Source organism: Pseudomonas sp. CBZ-4 (assembly GCF_000346755.1).
Classification (GTDB): Bacteria; Pseudomonadota; Gammaproteobacteria; order Pseudomonadales; family Pseudomonadaceae; genus Aquipseudomonas.
The window spans coordinates 22,578-46,888 of record NZ_ANNV01000102.1 but is presented as its reverse complement, the minus strand read 5'-3'; the positions used below and the strand labels follow the sequence as shown (position 1 = coordinate 46,888).

Genomic DNA, 24,311 nt, shown 5'->3' with positions numbered 1-24,311 from the left:
GTTAACAGTGAGATTAACAGATCTGTTAATTGGCATACGTCATGCGTGTTTAATGGTAAGGTTAACTCATTCATTACAGGATGTGTTAATCGTCCTGTTACATGAATTATGGTTTGTGGGAAAATAGGGTATAAAGTCTGATCTAATTTGATCATGAAATTTTAGGTTAAGAGCTATGATAGCCTTCTTGAAGATTGATGTTGAGGCTGAATCAAGATTCTTCCTGCAAGCATTTCTATGCATGAATGACTTGAGTCTGGAGGCCCCTTACAAGATCAAGTCGGTAGCGAAGCAGCTCTGCTTGACGGAGAGATTTGTCCGGGACGCATCGCAAGAGTTGGTCAGGGCTAGGCTTCTGAGGGAAAGCAAGCAGGAAGGCGGGGTTGGGCGTCCTGGTGTTGGATACGTTGCCTCGGAGCGCTTGCTTAGAGTGCTCGCCGAAGTAGGCAGAGAATTCACCCACCAAGAGCTAATGCTTCGCCTTTTTCTTGAGCCGGACATTTACGCAGTTGGAGAGGGTGAAACGTCGGCATCGACAGATCAGGAGGAAAAGTCATCCCGCTCCGCTACCCGCAAAGACGGTCGACCTGCTGCCCCTGGTGCCAAGGGGCGGCTGGGGGCTGCCTCCCGGATGTTATTGGCCGCTCTTCTCAGCGAGGCTGACGAGTGCGGTGTCGTGACTGGGCTTGGAGGGCCGAGGCTCAGGGCCATGACTGGACTCGACTCCTTATCGATCAAGCATCAATTGAAGCGTCTTTTGAGCTTGGGGTTCGTTCGTAGCTATGTGCCGGGGCTGTCGAATGGGGTTTTCGTTGGCTCAAAGGTCACGAGCATTTACTACCTGAACCTTGATCACCCACAGCTCCGTGTGAAGCAGAGGCAGCGGGGATTGGTGGTGTACGCAACTCAGGGGCCGAACAAGTACGACATGCTTGAATCGGCAATGCCTACGACAGAGGCACTAAAAGTATTGGGGCCTAGAGCTTTGGATATGCTCTATCACAAGCTGGCAAGCCATACATCCCACCTGCTGACGGCTATTTGGGCGGCCCCTGAGTACGAGCTTGTTGACGTTAAAGCGGCAGTTCTTGAAAGGATTGCTGGTGAGCTGGGTGGGCCACTGACTGTTGGTGCTGATCGGGGTGTGCCTGGCCCATGGGATGGCTTGATGGAAAGCTTCCATGCTGAAGCGTGTAGATGGGCCGAGAGCATCTACAAAGGGCTGCGCCGAATGAAAGTGTGGCAAGGATACAGGCCCCAGCTGGTTAGACTCATCCCTGCTCCAGTCAGAAGCGATGGCTGGAGCATTGTGTCGCTGGTTGTCTATCCAGCCCCCAGAGCCAGCAATACATGTCTTTGGGTATGGGACGTGCGCGGAGGGAGGCTTGACTCGTATGTGCGAGAGGATGCATTGGACCTGGCGCTGCGCTATGAGGTGGCGCTTTTGACCAAGGCACCCTAGGCGAGCTACAGGCCGGTCATTTTTTACCGCCACCGCAGATCCTCTGAGCCATACAGAGGAGCCTGCTCATGCGAATCATGCGATTGAAAGAGGTAATCGATACAACTGGCCTGTCTCGGTCGACCCTGTACAAGTACATCGGGGAAGGCAGGTTCGTTTCCCCGGTCTCGCTAGGCGATAGATCAATTGGATTTGTCGAAAGCGAGGTCTTTGATTGGATTCTGGCCAGGATCGAAGAGCGTGACCTGGCGGAGGAGGCTGCAATGCGTTCCACCAGCCGCCTAAGTGTAGCCAAGTAGAGCCGATCATAAACGCCATGACTCGCTAAGGCTGGTCATGGCGTTTATGCCGTTGGGGGGCAAAGTTCTCAGCTAACTCTCCCAACGTTAAGCGCGGCGAATCTCTCGGCTGGCCGAGCAATGTTGCTCCCATTGCTCGGCCAGCCTGGGGTGGCCGCTGGGGCTTGGATCGGGATCTAGTTATATAGCTCTGGACTATCAATTTATAACCACGCAATAGCCTGAGCTCTAATGGCAGCACGAACTCTAACACCCTGCCTATGGGTTAGGTCATCGGTGAAAAAATACACATCACGTACCTGATATGCCAAAAACTAATCAGGTACACAACCATGACCAAACGAAACACCCACACCAGTCCATCCCGGTCCGATACCTCTATCCGGATTGAGCGTCTCATCAACGCCATCCAGCGTTCAGATAGCCAAGCCTACCGAATCAGATACTCGAAGCATGGTGATGAACTGGTCAGTGAAACCAGGCTGTCAAAGTACTTCGATGGGATCGAGCAGATGATCGCGCTGTTCGAGGGAGATGTGGAGTACCAGTCCAGCTGGCACTTGAGCCTCTTTCAGCAAGCCTGCCAGACCATTGGGGTTGAGCTCAGCCCATGTGGCATTACCTGCTTGAGCGAGGACGGAACACGCTACCTGAGCACCAGCGAGACACTGAACGAACTGACCAAGTGCATCCGTACTCTCCGCACCCAAAAGAGGTTCATGCGTCGGGACGCTGACCAGCGCTACCTGGCTATTCAGCAGGAGATCGAGATCGGTAGCTACGTGGATGCCGTGCTTGATCGCTATGCCCGTACCTGCGTGGTCAGGGTTGATCTGTATTACCGGACAGAGGTCCAAGCGAGGTTGCGTGTGGAGCGCGTATTCGACGACCTGAATCGGTTGATTGCTGAGCGTGAGCGTAACCTGATTTTTGACCATGAAACCGGCTACATCTGCAGCGTTGAGCAAGGCGAGGATCGGGGCTATCACATCCATGCTGCGTTCTTCTTCAACGGTGCTGAAGTGAATGCCGACATCTACAAGGCCCAGCGGATCGGTGAGCTGTGGGAGCGCATTACCCGTGGTCAGGGCTGCTTCAACAACTGCAACCTCGAAAAGGATAAATACCAAGACAGGCTTGGCATTGGCCTGATCCACCGGCGAGACCTGAACGCGCGGGGTAACGTGCATTACGCCATGCGTTACCTGGTCAAGAATGATCAACACCTGCGACTCAAGCCGGTTGGTGCTCGTTGCTTGCGTAAGGGGCAGGCAAAGAAAGGCTTGCGGGGCGACTAATCGGTTCGCTCCCCTGGCGACCATATTGATCACGCAGGTTGGGTCGGTAGTTCAAGCTCGCGCTGGTGATCTGGTGGGTTGCCAGCGTGCTGGACGCTAGCGCGGTGCCTGTGGAGTCCTGGTCGGCCGATGGTTTAGGCTCTGTCCAGGAATCTAAGGCTGCTGTGAGTGCTGTGGGATGACAGAGAAAGGAGAACGATGCCGGCAGCATTACCAGTCGGTGTATGAAAGGAATCAGCCTGCACTCGGCAAAGGCCGTGCTCTTGATGAATCTTTGCATCATTTCTTGGATCAGCGGCCTGCAGGTAAAAACCTCTCTGCACTTGACCGCGCGACTGGCCTGGCTTCAGCACCGTTTTGGCATGATGCGGAGGCGGTCACTCGCTCCGAGCTGGCAAGCCTTGCTCTCAGTCGGGTGCTGCTCTTCGACAATGCAGTCAGTGTCGACCTACTGCTGGAGCTGGCCAGCCATGCCCCAGACACCCTCAGATGGGCAATCCGCTACTCGAAGCTGTTTGAGCGTACTGCTTCGCCGCTATGGCTTGCGCTTCGTGCAGCGCTCGTGGGGGGAGAGTGGCAGATATTCTTCGGTGTCTGTGACCGTTTGCTGGATCAGCTCAAGCCCTTTGATGAGCTGATTGGCAACGCTGAAAAACAGCTTGGGCACTTATCCCTGCTGGAATTGTTTTCCTACCTCAGCGTGCTGGCCTATCAGGCGTTTTCTGAAGACGCTTCCGATGATCGTTCCGGTCAGCAGTGGAAGCTCTACAACCGCATTATCCTGAGGAAACTCCAGGCTTGCCCGGAGGAAGATTTTCGCCTGAACGAGTCACGGCTCGGGCAGTCGCTGAAGCGCCACCTGTCACCGATTATTTTCCCCGAATCGTCCACCGCTGATGCAGCTAGATGTCGTGAAAACCTCGAATGGCTGGCTGTTCTGATTGCGGCAACCCAAGAGCGGATCGACTACGAGGGTTCGATTGACTGGTTCTGCTTCGGTCCGGAGTGCAATTACCAGCTAAAACCGGGTGTCGAAGGAGCGGCAAACACCGTTGTGGGATGGACCTTAATGCTCTGCAAGGAGGGGTTCGGAATATCTTCCCAATTTCGTACCGTTCAACCGAAGATTTCGTCCAGATCCACCTCCTGTTCTTCCCCTATCGAAAGATCCAGCGTGTTCTCGATGTGATTCAGGTGCTCTATCACGAGCCTGACCGCCTCCTCAGTTTCGCCTGACTTGATAGCGTTCACGATCTCAAGATGCTCATGGTTTGGGCATGCCGGCACATTGGGCGCGTCGTACAACAGGATAATCAGACAGGTCAGCGAAGACAGCTCTCGCATAAGTTTCAAAAGTGGGGGACTGCCGACCATTTCTGCGATCCGTAGGTGGAACTCTCCAGACAAGCGAATAACCGCGCGCTTGTCATTGTTTTCCCGAGCAGCGCGCTCTAGGGCCACATGGTCATAGAGTTGAGTGATCTGGTTTTCACCCGCGTGCGCTACGAGCGTCCGAATTAGCGCCGGCTCCAGAATCCTGCGTGCGTTAAATATATGCCGAGCTTCCTCTACAGACGGACTGGCTACGAACGCGCCACGGTTGGGAATCGTGGTGACAACACCTTCATGTGCGAGCCGGGCGAGCACTTCGCGAATGCGGGTGCGGTTGACCTCAAATACGCTGGCAAGCTTCTCCTCCACAAGCTTGGTACCAGGGATGAGCCGGTGTTCCATCACCGCATTCAGGATGCGCTCATAAATGGCGTCGCGTTTCTCGGCTGTTCCAAGAATCTGGCCAGTAGTGCGGGCTTTGCGAGGACGTGCTGTGGGTGAGTCGTCGATGAGCATGGGTGCCGTCTGCATGGTTTGTTACCAAAGAATTAGCGATTGTCACAGAATTACCCGGGATTGTTCAAATGTGCACCTCGAATGACCACGAATCATGGGTGCGCACCGAGAGTGAGCAAGAACTCGGCCAGGGTTGGTTGGTGCTTGACTGGCTGTTGGCTTACCCCGTTGCACATCGTGAAGTTCCTGATTTCGGGGCCTGTAAGACTATTGTCATTGACGTTCAAACCGGGAGCGAAGTTTTGTCACACCGATGGCACAGGGATTGCTATGTGATTGTCACAATTTCAAATTGTTTAGCAACAATCTTGGGGCTGCATGTCAGCTATCGATTCTCTCACTGCCCAAGCCATAGACAGCCATTCTAGAGCGGGGGGGGTGAGCCATAAGTTTATTGGCATCACGTCTTCGTATTTGAGAAGGGCTTACTCAATCACCTCCAACCAAGAATCCTATCCTATGAATACGAAAATAATGCGGTTCCTTCTGAGGCCCGCTGCGCAGGCGCTGGCAGTCGTTTCGCTACTTGGTGGGGCTGTTGCTCCGAATGCATTTGCCCAGAATGCGAGCGCCATCCTGGTGGTTGCAGGCCCTCGCACGCCTGAGTCGCTCGATCAGGAATATCCGCCGACCGAAGCCACCCACGAAGCCAAGCGCAACATCTACGAGCGCCTGCTGGCCTACGACACCAAGGTCGTCGACGGTGTGCAGGTGGAAAACTTCGACAAGCTGGTGGGGGCGCTGGCTGAAAGCTGGACGGTGGCAGACGACAAAACCTCGATCACCTTTCATTTGCGCAGTGGCGTCAAGAGCGCAGCGGGCAACACCCTGTCCGCCGACGATGTGATGTGGTCGTTCGAAAGGGGCTGGAACAAGAACGCGAATTTCCGCTGGTACATGAGCCAGATCCTCGGCATCAAATCCTTTGAAGAAGCGTTCAAGAAGCAGGATGAAATGACCGTCACGGTCACCTTGCCCAAGACCTCTCCGCTGATCGAGCGAATCTGGGTCAACAATGACCTCGGCATTCTGGACGCCACTGCTGCCCGCAAGAACGTCACCAGTGACGACCCTTACGCATCCAGTTGGCTGGCCACTCACTCGGCCTCGTTCGCGCCCTATCAGGTGACGAAATTCCAGTCAGGCCAGGAGGTGGTGTACGAAGCCAACCCGAATTATTACCGGGGCGTGCCGCGTCTTTCGAAAATCATATTCCGCGAAATGCCGACATCGGCCAACCGCCTGGCAGCACTGCAAGCTGGGGCCGTGGATGTAGCCGAATGGCTTTCGCCACGTGAGCTGGCGATGCTGGAGAAGAATCCTCAGCTGAAGATTTGGCAGGTGTTTGGCAACTACATTCACCGCGTTGAAATGAACAACACCACACCTCCGTTCGATAACCCCAAGGTTCGCCAGGCGTTGAATTATCTGGTGCCGCGCGAAGATATTCTGAAGGCGGTGTATTACGGCAAGGCACGGGCAACCAAGAGCCCGATCTCTGAAATCTATCCGTCCTATACCGATGAATATTTCACGTACACCCAGGATGTGGAGAAGGCCAAGGCACTGTTGAAAGAGGCGGGCCAGGAATCGGGCTTCAAAACCCAGCTTGGCTACCGTACCGGTGATCAGATCGAGGAAGAGATTGCCGTCATCCTCAAGACCGCGTTCGCCCGCGCCAACGTTGACGTGGAACTGGTGAAGTTGCCCGCCTCGACGCTGGTGGAGAAGTACTCCAAGGGCACGATCCCCATGTATTTCTTCCGCGACATGGCCATTGTCCCCGATGCGGCTTATGTGGCGAATCTCTGGCTTAACAGCGCCTCACTTATCAACTACCCGAAATTCAACAATGCCGAAGTCGACAAGCTGATCAACGACGCGTTGTCGAGCACGGACGAGGCGGCGAGGGATGCTGGCATGAAGCGCGTCCAGCAAATTGTTGTGGACGAGGCGCCTTGGGTGTTTTTGATGAATCCAGGCTACCAACTGGCCACCCGCGCCAATGTCGCTGGTTTCAGTTGGTACACGCCCAACAGCAACAGTTGGTACGACCTCTACAAGAAATAAGTAGAGCCAGCAGCGGGGTGGTGCTTTGCCCCGCTAGCTGCGCAAGACTACTTGCAAGGAAACCAGTATGAGACTTAGCAATTCATTGCGGTCGCTGCCTCGCCCACTACGTATCGTACTGGCCAGGCTGACTATTCTTGTTCCGCAGATGTTTGGCGTGCTGCTTGCCACGTTTCTGCTGATTCGTTTACTGCCTGGTGACCCGGCCCTGCTGATGCTAGGCAATATGGCCACGCCCGAGCAGATTCTGAGCCTGCGCGAGCGGCTGGGCCTCAACGGCAGCATCTGGTCGCAGTTCACGAGCTACCTTTCAACGGTCGTTCACGGTGACCTGGGAACGTCGATGTTCACCTCCAACCCTGTGGCCGTTGATTTGCTCGACCGGGTGCCGGCAACGCTCGAGCTGATTACCTACGCAATGATTCTGACGATCATGGTGAGCGTGGTGCTTGCGGTTGTTGCAGTGACCAAGCCCAACGGAATGATCAATCGGTTCAGCAAGGTCTACGGCCTGGCGGCGGGCGCGGTGCCTGACTTCTGGGTGGGTCTGCTGCTCATCTACTTTCTGTTCAATGTCGCCGGCATTGCTCCCGCACCGTTCGGCAGGCTGGACCCGATACTCACTGCGCCGCCAGCCGTTACCGGGTTTCTGACCATAGACACGTTGCTTGCCGGTGATACCGCCGCATTCGCCTCGGCTGTCGGCCGCCTGTGGTTGCCGGTGCTTACGCTGACCATCGTCAACGCCGGCGCGTTGATGAAGATGACCCAGATTGTTTTCGCCGATAACTACCGCAGCGAGTTCATTCGTCATGCACGGGCGAGCGGTCTTTCTGAATGGCAGTTGGTTCGGATCGCGATGCGCAACAGCCTGCCACCGATCATCACCATGGTCGGTTTTCTCTTCGGTTTTCTGCTGGGCGCGGCGGTTCTGGTTGAAACGATTTTCGCCTGGGGCGGCCTCGGCCAGTACGCGGTATCCGCTGTCATGAACAGCGATTACCCCGCGTTACAGGGATTTGTGCTGGTCGCTGCCGCTTTCATTCTCATCGTTTACACCGTCGTAGATGTTCTGTACGGCATTGCTGATCCGAGGATTGAAGTATGAGACCGCTATCTGCACAGCGTAGCGTTGCCGGCAAGGCAACCTTGATCATCGGCCTGGTGCTGCTGGCTATTCAGTTTGTGGCGATCATCTTTGCGCCATGGATTGCCCCTTACTCGCCGGAAACCGCTGATCCGATAAATGCACTGCAAGAGCCATCGTTGATTCATTTTTTCGGCACCGATGTGTCCGGCATGGACATTTTTTCCCGTGTCATTTTCGCGACCCGAATCAACCTTCTGATCAGCGTGACCGCCGTGGCCATCGCCTTTGTCATTGGCGTTCCACTCGGGCTCGCCATTGGCTACTACAAAGGCTGGGGCAGCTCCCTGGCGATGCGTTTTTTTGACTTTATCCAGTCATTTCCTGTGTTTGTGCTGGGCATGGTGCTGGTGTCCGTCATGGGCCAGGAAATATGGAACGTTGCCATTGTGCTGGCCGTACTTTTCACACCGGTCTTCGCCCGGCTGATCCGGGCTGAAGTCTTGTCGCTGCGTGATCGTCCGTTTATTGCCGCGGCCAGATGCAGTGGTGCCACGGACAGCGCAATCATGTTCCAGCACATCCTGCCAAATGCGTTGACGCCTGCCATCGTGCAGATATCCATCAGCATCGGCATGGCCATTCTGCTGACGGCGGGCCTGTCCTTCGTCGGTGCCGGCGTGCGCATGCCTACTCCGGAATGGGGTCTGATGGTCAGCAACGGCGCGCAGCAAATGATCCTGGGTATCTGGTGGGTCGCGCTGTTTCCAGGGCTCGCCATCGTTTTTTCAGTACTGACGTTTGCGCTTCTCGGAGACGCGGCCAAGCAACTGTTCGACCCGCAGACAAGGAGCTCCTCATGACAAACACCAACGAACCCTTACTTGAGGTACGCAACATCAGCGTCGGGTTTTCGGACCGATCAATGCCGCCTGCCTTACAGGAAGTGAGTTTCTCGCTGAAGAAGGGGGAGATTCTCGGCATTGTTGGTGAGACAGGTGCAGGAAAGTCGCTTCTTGCGCGCGCCATTATCGACATGCTGCCAGGCGACGGATGCATTGTTGACGGCGAGATACGGGTCAACGGGCACGCGATTTCCACGATGACACCGCAGCAAAGACGCGGCTATCGAGGCGGCGAGGTTGCGCTGATCGGAACCAACGCTAAATCGTTGCTGGACCCGGTAGTGAAGGTGGGCGAGCAAATCGCCAGAGTTCTTCGGGCCCATCGAGGGATCAACAAAAAAGACGCATGGCAGGAGTCAATTCGCCTGTTTGAGCAAGTCGGAATTGTGAACCCTGAGAAAAGGGCGCACGCCTACCCGCATGAGCTTTCCGGTGGTATGGCGCAGCGGGTGGTAATCGCCATGGCGTTGATCGCACAACCGAAAATTCTGCTCGCCGATGATGCGACCCTGGGGCTTGATGCAACGATCCAACTGCAGGTGCTGGACCTGCTAGTGGAAAAAGGGCGTGAGCTTGGGCTGGCGGTTGTTCTGATTACCCATGACCTCGGCATGGTGGCCAGCTACTGCGATCGGGTCGGCATCATGAAAGCCGGGCGTTTGGTGGAGCTCACCACCATCCGCTCTTTTCTTAACGATGGTCCTCAGCATCCCTATAGCCGGGAGTTGCTGGAGGCAGCCCGTGTACGTCCGTTGCCGATGGATGGCCAGCCGGCACAACCCGGCGCCGAGGCTGCACCGCTGCTAGAGGTCACGAACCTGGTGAAGTTGTTCCATGTGGAGGGCTCCACTGAGCCGGTTCGCGCGGTAGACCATGTGTCGCTGACCATCCGCAAAGGGGAGACCTTGGCCCTGGTTGGGGAAAGCGGATCCGGCAAAACCACGACCGGCCAATGCCTGGTTCGTTTACTGCAATCGGACTCGGGCTCGATCCGGTTCGATGGCCAGGAAACACTGACCCTCTCTGATAAGCAGTTCAGAAACGTGCGCCGGCGGATGCAGATGGTGTTCCAGGAGCCTTATGTGGCGCTTAACCCCAGGTGGCGGGTGCGCGATCTCGTTGCCGAGCCTCTCAAGTTGGGCGCACCGCTGACCCGCGCGGCCAAACAGGCGCGGGTTTTGGAGTTGCTCGATCTGGTTGGCATATCCAGGGCCAAGGCAGATGTTTACCCCCATGAGCTGACGGCCGGCGAGCAGAAGCGCGTAGGCGTGGCCAGGGCCTTGGCGGTCAATCCTGATTTTGTGATTTTCGATGAGCCGACAACGGCACTCGACATTCGGGTTCGAGCGCAGATCATCGACCTTGTGCGGGATTTGCAAAAGCGTATGGGGCTGTCGGCGCTGTTCATTACCCATGATTTGAACTCAGTCCGGTCATTGGCGCATTACGTTGCCGTGATGCGCCACGGCAAGATCATCGAGCAAGGCCCGACGGAGGAGATTTTTGCCAATCCGAAGGAGGCCTATACCCGCAAGCTGCTCGAGGCCGAACTGCCTATCGAGGTCCGAGAAGAGGCGCCAATGCGCGCCCCACAGGCGGAGCTGCGCGCATGAGTTTCGATCAATCGATAAGCAAACCGGTATTGGTCACCGGAGCGGCAGGGTTGGTAGGTCGCCAGGTGGTGCGTCGTCTGGTCGAGCAGGGCCGACCGGTGCTGGCACTGGATCGGCTCGCCTCGGTCACCCAGGAGGGGGTCAAGATCACAGCGTGCGACCTTGGCGATATCCATCGCCTGCATGCCATCGCTCTGGATGGAGTCGATTCCATCATTCATTGCGGTGCGTTTTCCGGGCCAATGGTGGCGCGTGATGCGCCGTATTCGATGGTGCAAGTGAACATTGTCGGTACCGCCAACGTACTTGAGTTGGCGCGTGTTCACGCTGTTCGGCGCTTTGTGTATTGCTCCTCGACCAGTGCTTATGGGGTGGTCGAGTCGGGTCCCGCTTACGAAGACGTTTTACTCAAGCCAGGCAGCCTCTACGGTGCCAGCAAGGTTTCTTCCGAGTACATCACCACGGCCTACGCCGAACAGTATGGGCTGTCTGCGGCGAGTGTTCGACTGTCCTGGGTCTACGGCCCGGGGAGAACCACTGACTGTGTGATTCGTAAGATGATTGAAGATGCCTTGGCCAGGCGCGCCACCCGAATGTCTTTCGGAGCGGACTTCCCCAGGCAATTCATTCACGTTGAAGACGCCGTTCAGGGCTTGCTTTGTGCGCTGGATGCCCCCGTGCTGCCACGCACCACCTACAACGTCACCGGCGACACCCGTGTAACGCTTGAAGAGATCGCGCAGGTCGTGCGCACTATCTTTCCCGGTGCCGATATCGCCCTTGAGCCGGGCGCGGATCCTGTCGATGAATTCCAGCAGAAATTCAGTATTGATGCGGCGCGCCGTGACCTGGGTTACGTGCCAAAAATATCCCTTGATGACGGCATTCAAGCGTACGCGCGCTGGCTGGAATCGACTCACCTTCCTCATAGTTTCGAGGTGCAGAAAGCATGAGTGATCTTCAACGAGATTTTGTCGGCTATGGCCGTAATCCTCCTGATCCTAAATGGCCCGGGGGCGCCCGACTCGCACTGAATTTCGTCATGAACTATGAGGAAGGCTCGGAGCCGTCCATTCAGGACGGCGAGGACAGTAGCGAAACGTGGTTCACCGAAAGCAGCGGCCTCAATACCGGTGTAAAGGGCCGGGATCTGGCCGCTGAAGGGCTATTCGAATATGGCAGCCGAGTGGGTTTCTGGCGGGTGATGCGCCTGTTCCAGGAGCGTTCCCTGCCAGCGACCATCTATGGCTGCGCGCTCGCCCTGGAGCGTAATCCGGATGCCTGTGAAGCCATCCGCGAATCGGGCTTCGATGTGTGCTCCCACGGCTGGCGGTGGATCCAGCACTACCAGCTCAGCGAGGAACAGGAGCGCGAGCACATCCGTAAAGCGGTGGAATCCCTTGAGCGTACAACGGGCGTTCGGCCCCAGGGTTGGTATTGCCGCTACTCCCCGAGCGTCAACACCCGTCGGCTGCTGGTCGAGGAGGGCGGGTTCACCTACGACTCGGATTACTACGGGGACGAGTTACCGTTCTGGACCCAGGTAAGCGGCAAACCTCACCTGATCATCCCGTATTCGTTAACCAACAACGACGGACAGTTCGCGGCTGGCGTCAGTACCGGAAGCCAATGGTTCAGCTTCCTCAAAGATGCGTTCGACATGCTCTACAAGGAAGGAGAAACCCAACCCAAGATGATGTCGGTCGGTCTGCACCTGCGCTTGGTGGGGCATCCGGCCCGGGCAGCTGCATTGGAGCGATTCCTCGATTACGTTTTGAGTTTCCCTGACGTATGGATCACTCGACGCATCGATATTGCCAACCACTGGCAGAGCGTCCATCCCGCTCGAACACTGGGAGTCGGTCATGAGTAACGTGTTTGATCTTTCGGGCCGCAAGGCTGTTATCACCGGCGCAAGCAGGGGAATCGGTGCGGCGATTGCGCAATTGTTTCTGGAGCATGGTGCAGAAGTTGCCATTTGCCATGTGGCAGATCATCAGAATGCCGAGGCGTTCCAGAATCGCGTGCGCTCGCGAGGCCTTGAACTACACGCCAGCGAATGCGACGTCTCTGATCCAGCGGCGGTAAACCGTTTCTGCACCTGGGCGCAGGAGCGTTTGGGGCAGGTCGACATCGTGGTCAATTCGGCCGGTGTGGGTGGCGGCGACCGTCCATTTGCCATGACCGATGATCAGGATTGGGATCGTATCATCGGGATAAATCTGCGCGGGACGATGCTGGTCACTCGCGCCTTTTTCGCCGGGATGCTCGAACGCCAGTATGGCCGCGTCATCAACGTTGCTTCACAACTGGCATACAAGGGCGCGCCAGGGCTGGCGCATTACTGTGCGGCGAAGGCCGGGGTGGTGGGGTTTACCCGAGCACTGGCTTATGAGGGTGCGCCACACAATGTGATGGTCAACGCGATTGCGCCGGGGCCGGTCGATACCGACTTGTTGCGCAATCACAGCGCGCAATGGCTTGAGGCCAAGAAAGCACAGTTGCCGGTGGGGCGCTTCGGCCAGGTAGATGAAATCGCACCTACCGCTTTGCTCCTGGCTTCGAGCGCTGGCGCATTTTATGCCGGGCAAACACTGTCCCCCAATGGCGGCGATGTAATGCTCTGACTACGTAATGCGCGCGCGAGGCATGGCATTCGAGCGACGCAATGTGAACCCGTGATTCCAGATACCACCCGTAGGTTCGAACGCTTCGAGCAGCCGGGCGTGGCTTGCTACGCCCGGAATAACGGTGGCTGGCTCCTGCTTGAAAGAGGTTGATATGCAAATTCTGGACACTGTTATCCGTAATGCCCGCGTGGTTACAGCCGCTGACATTTTTACCTGCGACATCGGCATTCGTGATGGACAAATTGTTTCACTGGCGACTGACTTGCCCACTGGATTGAAAGAGATTGACGCGGCGGGGCGGCACGTTACGCCGGGGGGCGTCGATAGCCATGTGCACCTGGATCAGCCGACCGGCGACGGTTCTGTCATGGCGGACGACTTCTACAGTGGCACCGTATCTGCCGCCTGCGGTGGCACTACCACGGTCATTCCCTTTGCCAGCCAGCAGAAAGGCGAGAGTTTGCGTGCCGCTGTCGAGGACTACCATCGGCGAGTTGGCGACAAGCCGGTGATCGATTACGCATTCCACCTTATCGTGACTGACCCCACGCCTGATGTGCTGCAACGGGAGTTGCCCGCTCTGATTGCCGAGGGCTATACCTCGTTCAAGATCTACATGACCTACGACGCGTTGAAGCTCGGTGACCGGGAAATTCTCGAGACGCTGTCGGTGGCACGTCGGGAAGGAGCCATGGTGATGTTGCATGCCGAGAACAGCGATTGCATCGCCTGGCTTACCGAGCGCCTGCTGGCTGCAGGCCTGGACGCGCCCCGTTATCACGCCACCTCCCGGCCCATGCTGGTTGAGCGTGAGGCCACGCATCGAGCGATTGCATTGGCCGAGTTGGTGGATGTGCCAATTCTGATCGTCCATGTGTCTGGTCGTGACGCAGTCGAGCAGATTCGCTGGGCGCAGAGCAAAGGCCTGAAGGTCTACGCCGAGACCTGTCCTCAGTATCTGTTCCTGACGGCGGCTTCGCTCGGATGCGACGACAGCTTTGAAGGCGCGAAATGCATCTGCAGCCCACCACCGCGCGATCCTGCCAACCAGCAGGTCATCTGGGACGGCCTGGAAAATGGTTCATTCGAGGTGTTTTCATCGGACCATGCGCCGTTCCGGTACGAAGGCCACGACGGTAAAAAAGCCCATGGTGAAAGCCCGACGTTTGAACAAGTCGCCAATGGTATTCCTGGGATCGAAACGCGAATGGCGCTTCTCTGGTCCGAAGGTGTTCGCAAAGGCCGGATTACCCCGCAGAGTTTCGTCGCACTCACATCCACCAATGCCGCAAAAATGTATGGTTTGTACCCACGCAAAGGCAGCGTCGCAATTGGCGCCGATGCTGACCTGGTCATCTGGAACGAAGGTGAGCCAGTACGCATTACCAACGAAATGCTGCACCACAATGTGGATTACACCCCCTATGAAGGTATGCAGTTGAGTGCATGGCCGGCCATAACGCTGGCACGAGGAGAGGTCGTTTGGGACGGCGAACCAAGAGGCGCCGCGGGCCGCGGGAAGTTTTTACCGTGCCAGAAGCCTGCTCCCGCTCAAACTCGTCGTCGCCCGCATGAACTGCCGCTATGAACGGCGCGACCCAGGTAGCGGCGGCATTGGTCCAAGCATGGCGACAGCGGCGTAATGTGCCATATGACGGGCTTGGTTTGCTGACTGAAGCCGATGCTTACCAGGTTCAGGAACTTGTCGCCGCCGAGCTTGGCTGGTTCGGTGACTCGTCGGAGACTGCGTGGAAGCTTGGCGGCAGCCCTGGAAGGCTGGTCAGCACTGCGCGCGTGCCGAGCCACTCCATTCATTTATCGGGTTGGGCGGTCCCTGAGGGCTATTGCAGCCGTTTCGGCATCGAAGGTGAGCTGATCGTGCGACTTGGGCGAGATGTCGATGGCGATTCCGATCATGCAGCAGCCTATGAAGCGATTGATGCATGGCATGTCGGGATCGAGCTGTGTGATACCCGCTTTCAACAGGGAGAGCAGGCGCATCCCTTGCTTCGCCTGGCTGATCAGCAACTCAACCGCGCATTGGTGCTGGGCGAAGCGACTCAGCCTCCGGCAAACTGGTCGCAGCAGGCAGTCGAGGTCTGGGTGGATGGGCGGCTGCAGATAGTTGATGTTGGAAGCCATCCCTTCACTGATCCACTGGCCTCGCTGCCGTGGTTGGCGAGGCATGCTGCATCGCAGAACCGGCCCTTGAGGGCTGGTGATCTGATCGCCACAGGAAGCTGGACAGGCCTTTTTTGGGCCCCGCCAGTCGCAAATGTGAAAATTAAATTTCCAGAATTAGGAGAGGTATTGCTCTCAACAGGACCCGCTTAGAGGCGACTTGAAGCTGCCACCCGCCCTGAGAGCGTTGAAACATGGCGTTTATGGAATGCGAGGAGTTATGGCGAACCGCGCAATCTGATGGCGATGCTGCGCGAGAGGTTCTGAAGGTAAAGGGTAAGCCAGCCTCTGGTTTCCGACAGTTCAATTCTGTCGGCGTGGGAAAAAACGCCCCGACAAAACCCTAAAACAGGGACTCAGATAGCTGAGTCTTTGCAGGAAATGGCTGATTAGTCGGTGCGCATCAAGCCGAATTTTCTGGAATCAACGATAACGCCCCCGGGCAGCTACTTCGTTCGTAGCTGAAGCTCTCAATCTGATGCTTGGCAGACGGCTTCCAGATTTACCTCATCAGGGCCTAGCACATAGGCCGCGTAATATCCGGCGTGGTAATGGGACCTGATTCCTGGCGCTCCGTTGTCTTGACCCCCAGCGACCAGCCCGGCCGTATGGAACGCGTCGACTGCCTCATGACTCTGGGCGATCAAAGCTATATGCGCCCCGATGCTAGGGGAGGTGGTGGCATGCACCCAGAGAAATGGCTTGCCAGAAGAGCCGAAGCCCAATCTCCGAGGAGCTGATTGCGGAGGGGGGCTTCTATGCTCGCGAGGAGGGTAATCCCCAGCGGCTTCAGCGCTTGTTCGTAGAAGGCGCGAGCATGTGAAATGTCCGAAACACCAATACCCAGATGATCGATTAACGAACCAGAAAATTCATCCATCAGAGTGTCCTAAGGAAGTTGAAGTTAGGTAGGTCAAGCTCACATTGGCCGCGGGCGCCGCATTGGTCCGTCTCCCAAGGTCGCCAGAAGCAACGTCGCCGGCCAGCGTGAGGACAATGCCGCCATAGCAAAGGTCGCGGCCGATCCAGCAAATGAACTTGTTCGGTGCCAAGAATGTATGTGTACGCAGCGGCACCTAGAGCATGGCCTATCTGCTGATCCCTTTGCGTCAGTCCTTACACGCTACCGGGGTTCCGCCTGGAGGCTCTACGTATACCCGCACCGGCAACACGACACCACGGCGACGGTCCAGCATCCGCACCAGCACTACACCGATGCAGCTTCCTTAGAAATCCACCTAAGGGTCGGCGTTAACCGGAGCGAATGGTTGGTGGCCTGCTCAGGTCTGGGAGGCGCCGCCGTCCGCGAACAGTTCGGCGCCGTTGACGTAGCTCGACGCATCGCTCGCCAGGAAGAGCGCGGCGGCCCCAATCTCGTCTGCTTGGCCGATGCGGCCCAGGGTTCTCTGTTCGTCATAAGGCTGCGAGGCTTGGTCAAACACTGCCAGAAATTCAGCATTGCCCGATGAACAGGGGAAAAAAGAAAATACTCCTGTTCCAGTATGGGCAGCCTTGCGACTGCCCATACTGATGATGCCGCTTACCGAGGTGCTCCTCGTGAAGATTTCAGCAACCGATTGACGATCCAGCATGCCAGCACCACGGCAATCAGCAGTGGTGGAAAGCGCACCATCAGAAGTACCAGCAGCAGAAGGGCCAGGCAGCCCGCGAGGATGCCGGCGAACAGGAACACGGCAGCAAAGATCCGCAGTAGCTTCATCGTCGTGTTCTCCTCACAGGTAGCCCAGTTCCGCCAGCGATACGCAGCCCTCCTGGCCCACCACGATATGGTCCAGCGTTCGCACCCCGACTAGGTTCAGGGCCTCCCGCAGTTTGTGGGTCAGGGTGAGATCTGATTGGCTGGGTTCCGGATCACCGGAAGGGTGGTTGTGGACCAGCACGGCTGCCGCGGCGTTGTGCTCCAGGGCAGCCTTGACGACTTCTCGGGGATAGACGCTGGCGCTGTCCAGGGTGCCCCGGAACAGTTCATGAAAGACGATCACCCGGTGCCGGCTGTCGAGCAGAAGCAGGGCGAATACCTCATGCTCGTAATCGCCCAGCAGCGCCTGCAGGTGGCCGAACACTTCCTTCGGTGAGGTCAGTGCTCGCCCCCGGCGCAGGCGCAGACTCGCCAACTGGCGGGCCATCAGCAGGATGTCGGTTTCGGTGACCGGTGAATCGACCAGGTAGGTGCCGGTCGATTCACTGGCCTTCAGCTTGTGCAGGCGCATGGTGGGCTCCTTGATGGTTATCGATCGGTGGGGTGTGGCGCTGGGCTTGTGCGTCCAGCTTCTCGGCCAGGCTGGCTTTCGCAGAGCGCTGGGAGGTGTTGGGGGATGGAGATTGGCTTTCCTCGGCGGGGTAGAACTCTTCGGCGATGGCACCAGAGTCTTCCTCGCTGTCCTCGAAGGCGCCATTGCCGAAGCCACGCTGCGCCGCTTCATCCAAGGCGGCCTGATCGAAGCCTGCTGCTTGCCGCTGTGCATCGAGCCCATTGGCGGCCTGCAGCGCCTCCGTCATCACCATACCGCCGCGTACCGTCAGGTCGACGTAGAAGATCGGCGTACCATGGCTTTGCCGGGTGGACTTTCCACGCAGACGCAGCTCCAGCGGCAGGCAGGCCAGGCGGTTGCCGGAGATGGCCTGGAAGTAATGCAGGCGAGCCGCCAGAGTGCGGATGCTGTTGAAGCCGGTGGTGCGGAACACGAAGCTGCCCAGCGGATCGTCGTCGCCGATGATCACGTTCAGCCGGCCGTAGGGCCTGCAGGCATTGCCTTTGGCTAGCGGGCAGGCATCCGGCGAAGGGCAGGGCAGTGTCTGCATGCCGTCCTGGGTGACGCGCCTGCAGGTTTCGCCATTGCCGACGCAGAGCGGGCGCCCGGACTGGCGGTCGAACAAGGTGTAGTCGGCGCGGAAATTCAGTTCCGGCTCGTTGAACAGCAGGCGTACCGGAATGTTGCGCAGCTTGTCGTCCTTGCTCTGGCGCAGCTCGTCATTGAGCGGGTGGAGCAGCCAGCCGTCCTTGCCTTGCACCTGTGAGGTGATGGTGAACTGGTCATCCTTTTCCGGCAGGCGCTTGCCGTTCTTCTCGACGACCTTGCCTATCGAGATGCGGCCGAGCACCGGCGGGGTGATAGCTAAACCTTTGAGCATGATGGCTCTCCTGGAAATGAAAAAAGGCCAGCTACGCAGCGCGAACTGCATGGACTGGCCAAGGGGAGGGAAGAGTTGATGGAGACGGAAATCAGCTGACCAGGAAACGGCGCGCACCGGGTTTCAGCAGCGGGTACTTGGCCTGCAGGTAGGGCTTGTCCTGGAGCAACTGAGCGACATCGAGACCGATGCTGTCCTTGGCCTTGCGCCAGCTGACGTAGCCGCTGGAGAATTCCACCCGACTGGCATCGCCCATGGCCTGCTGCAGCATCTGCTTGAGCTCGGCCTCGCGTTTTTCCTTGTCGGCAATCGACTGACGCACGGCTTTCAGCTCGATGTAAGCCGCTGACAGACCAGCATGCTGGCTGAGGTCGATGACCTGGCCGTTGTCCTCCGGGTAGAGGCAGCGCAGGGCTGATTCAGCGGAGGCGGTGCCATCGGCCGGCGGTGGGGTGTCGGTTTCCACGTAGTGCCAGAACTTTCGCTCCAGCTCGATCAGCCGAGCGATCATCTGCTCATCTCGCTCGATGCGGTGGATCTCCAGCATCTGGCCACCCAGCAGTACCGCCACATCCGCCGCCTGCTTGCCGGTGACGGCGAGCTGGTGCATCACCTGCAGCTGCACATACTCCGGCACGCCCTCCTTCCAGAGGCGTGCCCCGTTTATGCCGGCTGTTTTGCATTCGAGGATCTGCACGTCGTCCGCCCCGATCACCTCGCGGTCGATGTTGGCCAGCATCCAGGGCAGCTCCGGATCCGGATGTTGGAGCACGGCATTGATGCGCCGTACCTTGTTCTTCGTGCGCTTGCTGTAATGCCAGGCCACGATGGGCTCCAGCACGTTGCCCCAGTACATAGGGCTTTCCTCATCCTGAGGATCAGCCTTCGGCATGCCGGCATCACGCCCGGTCTTTTCAATCCACAGCTCCAGTTGCGACTTGTAGGGGTTCAGTCCTACGGCTGCGGCAGCGTCCGAACTGCCAATACCTTGCTTGCGGATCTGCAGCCAGTCTTCGCGCGGTAGCTCCTTGGTGCTGACCAGGCGCAGGGCAGGGCGTTTCTTGCCGGTGCTGCTGTTCAATGACGTTGCTTTCATGGGATTCACCTGCAGACATAAAAACGCCCGACCAGCACAAGGCTGACCGGGCGCGAGGGTTGATGTGAGTAAGGGTTAAGCGGCGAGCTGCAGCGCGGCATCCAGGGCGCGTTGCTTGATCTGCGCGCCTTGGCCGAACCAGGCCGAGTCCATGCGGTACTCGTTGCTGCGCGCACGGCGCTCGTGGTCGACGTATTCGGTCACGGCGTTGAGCAGGCCCCAGGCGGTGCCGCGCGCCGAGTCCAGCTGGCTACCGCGACCACGGCCTTCGTACAGCTCCTGGACCTTGCGCAGGGCGCGCTCGTTGGGCAGTTGCTCCGGCAAGGCGCCGGTCGGGCTGGTCTCGCACAGCACGTTCATGAAGAAGCCCAGGGCCTCATGCCACTGAACCTTGCGCTCGGCCAGCACGCGCATGCGGTACATGAAGTCGTCCCATTGCGAGGCGGCGATGCCGAGCTGCTTCTTCACCACCTTGGGATCGAAACGGGTGTTGTGCGGTACCTTGATTGCCCGGCTGGTGCCATCCAGGGCGATGGTCAAGGTGTTGTTGCACACCACGCGCACTGTGGTCGGCGTTGCCGTGGTGGCCAGGGTTCCGTCGCAGGAAGTGGCCAGCAGCAGGTAGCCATTCACCTGATCGTTACCCTTGAGCGCAGCGCCTTGCCCGGTACGCGCCAGCGCCCAGAACTTGCGTCCGCCTTTGAGCACGCCAGCGGTCTCCAACTCGTAGCCGGAGACCTCGGTGAGATCCCTGTAGAACTCCAGAACTTCCCGAGGCTGCACGGTGTGATAACGCTGCGAGACCACCGACAGCGGCGCCTTGGTGTCGGAGCGGAAGAGCACCTTCTGCTCGGGAAAGGAGTGGATAGCGCCCAGATGCCCGGCGACTTCTGATTTGAAATGCACCGGGCTTTCGAGGATCTGCCAGTCCATGCCGGCTTCGCGTTGCCAGACTTCGATGGGCTGTTTCTGAGTCAGCTGATTGCCCAGGCCGTGCCACGGAGTAGCGCCAGCGTAGGCCATGGTTTCGACGAGATGTGCCATGAGAGTGATTCCTTTGGGTGCAGGTCGGCATAAAACGCCGCGCCAGGCGCAGCACCGACCGGACGAGAAATAAGAGGAGAGAAAGAGCCGGGTCAGGCCGGCAGGTTGAAGCGGTGACCGCAGAGCAGGCAGAGGTTATGGGCCAGGACGTGGCGGTCGAGCGACTCACCGAGCTGGGCACCGAGCGCACAGCCACCGACGCCTCCGGCAAGACCGCCGAGAATGGCACCGGATACCGAGCCCAGGGTTATACCGACAGGGCCGGCAATTACGCCGAGCGCTGCGCCGGCCTTGCCGCCAGCCAGAGCAGCGCTAACGCCACGTGCGATGCCACCGACCGCGCCGATAGCAGCGCCGGCCTTCATGGCGTGATGGAAAGAAGCGACTTTGGGGGAGTGACAGCGAGGGCACTGCAATGACATGGGACGAACCTCCTTGGTGCTGATGTCATTGCGGTAATGTGTGGTTGAGATTTTTTTCGATCGAATGGCTGCTTTTCAGCAGCGCTAACTGAGTGCGAACTGGCTGGAGTCGGCCAGAAGCAGTCATTCGATGGGCCTTCAACAGTGCATCTCCGGCTCCCCTTACTCCCAAAATGAGTTTATGTAATCACAATCTTCTCTTCGCAGTTTGTTCACAACAAGACCAAACTTGCGATACAAAAAACCACCCGAACGGTGAAGGATCGAGCGGTTTTTTGGGGGGGAGCGGTAAGGCTTAGCCCAGTATCTCGCTGGCCACGTGATCGACCGCACTTTTGGTGATGTCGACAATCAGGTCGGCCTCCTCCTCGGTCAAGATCAACGGTGGTGCAAAACCGAGAATGTCGCCATGGGGCATCGCTCGGGCAATCATTCCGCGTTCAAGACAGGCTGCCGATACTTTCGGACCGACCTTCAACGCAGCATCGAATGGTGTGCGTTGCTCACGATCGGCCATGAACTCGACCGCGGCAAGCATGCCGTCGCCGCGCACTTCGCCCACCAGTGGATGACCTTCCAATACTTCCCGCAATCGACGATTCAGATAGCTGCCAACATTCTCTGCGTTGGCCGTCAGGTTTTCCCGCTCCAGGATGTCGAGGTTGGCCAGGGCCGCCGCCGCGCAGATCGGATGCCCGGAGTACGTCCAGCCATGTCCCATGGCACCTTGAGATTCGGAGGCTTTTTCGATCACGTCCCAGACTTTTTCACCGACAATCACTGCTGACAAAGGCGCATAGGCACTGGTCAGGCCTTTGGCCGTGGTGATCAGGTCAGGACGCATGCCATAGCGCCGACTGCCCATCTTCGAACCCAGGCGACCGAAGGCGCAGACCACTTCGTCGGCGATCAACAACACGTCGTATTTGTTCAACACCGCTTGTATGGCGGCCCAATAGCCGGCCGGCGGAACGATGATGCCGCCGGTGCCCATCAGCGGTTCGCCGATGAACGCGGCGACGGTGTCCGGCCCTTCGGCCAGGATCATTTTCTCCAGCTCGTCGGCGCAATAGCGCACGAAAGTGGCTTCATCCATACCTGCCGGTGCCTTGCGGTACCAGTGCGGACAAATGGTATGTTTAACGCCTTCGGCCGGGAGGTCGAAATGCTGGTGGAAAGTCGGTAGGCCGGTCAGGCTGCCGGTCATGATGCCTGAACCGTGATAACCGCGATCACGGGAGATGATTTTCTTCTTCTGCGGGCGACCCAATACGTTGTTGTAGTAACGCACTAGTTTGATCTGGGTTTCGTTGGCGTCGGAACCGGACAGGCCGTAGTAGACCTTCTTCATGCCCTCCGGCGCCCAGTCGATGATGCGGCTCGACAGCTCGATGATCGCTTCGGTTGAGTGCCCGACATAGGTGTGGTAATAGGCCAGCTCCTTTGCCTGCTTGTAGATCGCATCGGCGACTTCGGTGCGCCCGTAGCCGATGTTCACGCAGTACAGCCCGGCAAAGGCGTCGATGAAGTCGCGGCCTTCGTGGTCGCGGATACGAATGCCTGACGCGCTCTTGATGATGCGTCCCTTGAGCGTGCCGCTGGCGTGGTCATGGGCATGGGTTGACGGGTGCATGAAGTGCGCACGGTCTTGTTCGAACAACGAATCGAGTTTTTGGCTCATGGCGGATCTCCTTAGAACTGGCCTTGATGGTGCAGGCAAAAGTATTTGGTTTCGACAAAGGCTTCGAAGCCCTCGGTACCGCCCTCGCGGCCCAGCCCCGAGGCTTTCATGCCACCGAACGGGATCGGATGGCCGGTGAACTTGACGCCATTGACCGCGACCATGGCGTGGTCGAGGCGGCGAATCAGGGGGTAGATTAGGTCCAAGCGGTTGGAACAAATGTAGGCAGCCAGACCGTATTCGGTGTCGTTGGCCATTTCGATGGCTTGCTCGAGGGTGGCGAAAGGCATGACGCCAGCAATCGGCGCGAAATTTTCTTCGCGGTAGATACGCATCTGCGGCGTAACGTCGGCCAGCACCGTCGGCTGATAGAACAATCCGCCGAGGGCATGCGCTTCGCCGCCCACCAGACGTTGCGCGCCCAGCTTCAGCGCATCAGCCACACGCTCGACGGTCACATCGAAGGCGGCCTGATGCATCAGCGGGCCGATGTCGACGCTTTGCTCTTGATCACCCACCAGCGCGGGGCCGACCCGCAGTTCGCGCACCGCAGAGGCAAAGCGGCTGAGGAACGCCGGATAAATCGAGCGTTCGACCATAATCCGATTGGCCGCGCAGCAATCCTGGCCGGAGGTCTGGAACTTGGCCTCTACCGCGACTTTCACCGCCAGCTCCAGATCGGCATCGGCGCAGACAATGAACGGCGCATTGCCGCCCAATTCCAGCGATACCTTCTTCACATCCTGGGCTGCCGCTTGCAGGACCAACTTGCCGACCCGGGTCGAGCCGGTGAAGCTGACCGAACGCACGCGAGCGTCCTGCACCAGGGTTTGCATGGTCATTTGCGGTTCGCCCAGCACCACGTTGAACACGCCGGCGGGGAAGCCTGCTTCTTCCGCCAATTGCGCCAACGCGAACGCCGAGTAAGGCGTTTCGTGGGCCGGTTTGATGACCACAGTGCAACCGGCGGCCAATGCGGCGGCGGCTTTGCGGGTGATCATCGCCGAAGGAAAATTCCACGGCGTCAGCAGTGCACAGACGCCAACCGGTTCCTTGATCGTGCCCAGATGCGCGCCGGGGATATGGCTGGGGATGTTCTGCCCGTAAAGGCGCCGCGCCTCTTCGGCAAACCATGGAATGAAACTGGCGGCGTAGGCGATTTCGCCGCGGGACTCGGCCAGGGGCTTGCCTTGTTCCTGGCTGAGAATCCGCGCCAGGTCTTCCTGATGCTCAAGGATCAACGCCGCCCAGCGCCGCAGAATCGTTCCGCGGTCATCGAGGCTTTGTTCACGCCAGGCTGAAAACGCCCGGTGTGCGGCATCTACGGCGGCGATGATCTGAGGCTGATCGAGCATCGGCACATGACCGATTAACTTCTGATCGGCCGGATTGTGCACGGCGACGCTATGGCCGCTGTCACTGTGGACCCAATGGCCGTCTACGTAGCAAAGTGCTTTGAACAACAGCGGATGTTTGTATGTCATGGCGTTCACTCCAAACCGTGTGCGTGAATCCATGCTAG

Annotated in this window: 23 protein-coding genes; 13 read left to right on the top strand and 10 right to left on the bottom strand. The window is 58.1% G+C overall.

Annotation, left to right across the window (positions count from 1 at the left end):
• The first annotated feature begins 175 nt into the window (after nt 1-175).
• From B348_RS0113345 to B348_RS1000000131960, 4 genes are all read left to right on the top strand, one after another.
• Nucleotides 176-1,462: a hypothetical protein gene (locus B348_RS0113345; RefSeq protein WP_017736616.1), complete on the top strand. Its 1,287-nt coding sequence runs from the start codon at nt 176-178 to the stop codon at nt 1,460-1,462.
• A gap of 68 nt (nt 1,463-1,530) precedes the next feature.
• Nucleotides 1,531-1,761 (top strand): AlpA family transcriptional regulator, encoded by a 231-nt coding sequence (locus B348_RS0113340; protein ID WP_017736615.1) that lies wholly within the window; start codon nt 1,531-1,533, stop codon nt 1,759-1,761.
• A 332-nt stretch (nt 1,762-2,093) separates the two neighbouring features.
• Nucleotides 2,094-3,059: an inovirus-type Gp2 protein gene (locus tag B348_RS0113335; RefSeq protein WP_017736614.1), complete on the top strand. Its 966-nt coding sequence runs from the start codon at nt 2,094-2,096 to the stop codon at nt 3,057-3,059.
• A gap of 178 nt (nt 3,060-3,237) precedes the next feature.
• Entirely contained in the window at nt 3,238-4,248 is a 1,011-nt protein-coding gene (locus tag B348_RS1000000131960; protein WP_156796360.1) for a hypothetical protein, read from the top strand.
• Here B348_RS1000000131960 and B348_RS0113325 read toward each other — a convergent pair.
• Nucleotides 4,176-4,907: a GntR family transcriptional regulator gene (locus B348_RS0113325; RefSeq protein WP_231980899.1), complete on the bottom strand. Its 732-nt coding sequence runs from the start codon at nt 4,905-4,907 to the stop codon at nt 4,176-4,178. The genes B348_RS1000000131960 and B348_RS0113325 overlap by 73 nt on opposite strands.
• A gap of 459 nt (nt 4,908-5,366) precedes the next feature.
• Between B348_RS0113325 and B348_RS0113320 the strand changes: the two genes are divergently transcribed.
• The 9 genes from B348_RS0113320 to B348_RS1000000130955 all read left to right on the top strand — a co-directional run bounded on the left by B348_RS0113320 (nt 5,367) and on the right by B348_RS1000000130955 (nt 15,546).
• Nucleotides 5,367-6,977: an ABC transporter substrate-binding protein gene (locus B348_RS0113320; RefSeq protein WP_024947383.1), complete on the top strand. Its 1,611-nt coding sequence runs from the start codon at nt 5,367-5,369 to the stop codon at nt 6,975-6,977.
• A 67-nt stretch (nt 6,978-7,044) separates the two neighbouring features.
• Entirely contained in the window at nt 7,045-8,085 is a 1,041-nt protein-coding gene (locus tag B348_RS0113315; RefSeq protein ID WP_017736610.1) for an ABC transporter permease, read from the top strand.
• Nucleotides 8,082-8,927 carry an ABC transporter permease gene (locus tag B348_RS0113310; RefSeq protein WP_019818817.1) on the top strand — a complete coding sequence of 282 codons (846 nt, stop codon included), beginning with the start codon at nt 8,082-8,084 and terminating at the stop codon, nt 8,925-8,927. Before B348_RS0113315 ends, B348_RS0113310 begins: the two co-directional genes overlap by 4 nt.
• Nucleotides 8,924-10,582, top strand: a complete 1,659-nt coding sequence (locus B348_RS0113305; RefSeq protein ID WP_017736608.1) for an ABC transporter ATP-binding protein — start codon at nt 8,924-8,926, stop codon at nt 10,580-10,582. Before B348_RS0113310 ends, B348_RS0113305 begins: the two co-directional genes overlap by 4 nt.
• On the top strand, nt 10,579-11,535 hold the full coding sequence (locus B348_RS0113300) for an NAD(P)-dependent oxidoreductase (RefSeq protein ID WP_017736607.1): 957 nt from the start codon (nt 10,579-10,581) through the stop codon (nt 11,533-11,535). Before B348_RS0113305 ends, B348_RS0113300 begins: the two co-directional genes overlap by 4 nt.
• The gene (locus tag B348_RS0113295; protein ID WP_019751963.1) at nt 11,532-12,455 is read left to right on the top strand and encodes an allantoinase PuuE; all 924 of its coding nucleotides are present in this window, start codon (nt 11,532-11,534) and stop codon (nt 12,453-12,455) included. The genes B348_RS0113300 and B348_RS0113295 overlap by 4 nt, the downstream gene beginning before the upstream one ends.
• Nucleotides 12,448-13,209 (top strand): SDR family NAD(P)-dependent oxidoreductase, encoded by a 762-nt coding sequence (locus B348_RS0113290; protein WP_017736605.1) that lies wholly within the window; start codon nt 12,448-12,450, stop codon nt 13,207-13,209. Before B348_RS0113295 ends, B348_RS0113290 begins: the two co-directional genes overlap by 8 nt.
• 154 nt (nt 13,210-13,363) lie before the next feature.
• Nucleotides 13,364-14,800, top strand: coding sequence for a dihydropyrimidinase (gene hydA, locus B348_RS0113285; protein WP_017736604.1), 1,437 nt, complete (start codon nt 13,364-13,366; stop codon nt 14,798-14,800).
• Entirely contained in the window at nt 14,797-15,546 is a 750-nt protein-coding gene (locus B348_RS1000000130955; RefSeq protein WP_019818812.1) for a fumarylacetoacetate hydrolase family protein, read from the top strand. The genes hydA and B348_RS1000000130955 overlap by 4 nt, the downstream gene beginning before the upstream one ends.
• A 1,127-nt stretch (nt 15,547-16,673) precedes the next feature.
• On the opposite strand, the gene B348_RS1000000131770 is transcribed toward B348_RS1000000130955, so the two are convergent.
• From B348_RS1000000131770 to B348_RS0113230, 9 genes are all read right to left on the bottom strand, one after another.
• Nucleotides 16,674-16,919, bottom strand: coding sequence for an SDR family oxidoreductase (locus B348_RS1000000131770; RefSeq protein WP_256203226.1), 246 nt, complete (start codon nt 16,917-16,919; stop codon nt 16,674-16,676).
• Nucleotides 16,920-16,933: 14 nt separating this feature from the next.
• On the bottom strand, nt 16,934-17,113 hold the full coding sequence (locus B348_RS0113265) for a hypothetical protein (RefSeq protein WP_017736600.1): 180 nt from the start codon (nt 17,111-17,113) through the stop codon (nt 16,934-16,936).
• A gap of 13 nt (nt 17,114-17,126) precedes the next feature.
• Complete coding sequence (gene radC, locus B348_RS0113260; RefSeq protein WP_017736599.1) at nt 17,127-17,624, bottom strand: DNA repair protein RadC; 498 nt, start codon at nt 17,622-17,624, stop codon at nt 17,127-17,129.
• Nucleotides 17,596-18,546, bottom strand: a complete 951-nt coding sequence (locus B348_RS0113255) for a hypothetical protein (RefSeq protein WP_017736598.1) — start codon at nt 18,544-18,546, stop codon at nt 17,596-17,598. Before B348_RS0113255 ends, radC begins: the two co-directional genes overlap by 29 nt.
• Before the next feature lie 91 nt (nt 18,547-18,637).
• Nucleotides 18,638-19,642 (bottom strand): YqaJ viral recombinase family protein, encoded by a 1,005-nt coding sequence (locus B348_RS0113250; protein WP_019818805.1) that lies wholly within the window; start codon nt 19,640-19,642, stop codon nt 18,638-18,640.
• A 75-nt stretch (nt 19,643-19,717) separates the two neighbouring features.
• Nucleotides 19,718-20,686 (bottom strand): DUF932 domain-containing protein, encoded by a 969-nt coding sequence (locus B348_RS0113245; protein WP_017736596.1) that lies wholly within the window; start codon nt 20,684-20,686, stop codon nt 19,718-19,720.
• A 92-nt stretch (nt 20,687-20,778) separates the two neighbouring features.
• Nucleotides 20,779-21,108 (bottom strand): hypothetical protein, encoded by a 330-nt coding sequence (locus B348_RS1000000131955; protein ID WP_074059157.1) that lies wholly within the window; start codon nt 21,106-21,108, stop codon nt 20,779-20,781.
• A 295-nt stretch (nt 21,109-21,403) separates the two neighbouring features.
• Nucleotides 21,404-22,789, bottom strand: a complete 1,386-nt coding sequence (locus B348_RS0113235; protein ID WP_017736594.1) for an aspartate aminotransferase family protein — start codon at nt 22,787-22,789, stop codon at nt 21,404-21,406.
• 11 nt (nt 22,790-22,800) lie between these two features.
• Nucleotides 22,801-24,273, bottom strand: coding sequence for an NAD-dependent succinate-semialdehyde dehydrogenase (locus tag B348_RS0113230; protein ID WP_017736593.1), 1,473 nt, complete (start codon nt 24,271-24,273; stop codon nt 22,801-22,803).
• Nucleotides 24,274-24,311: the final 38 nt, after the last annotated feature.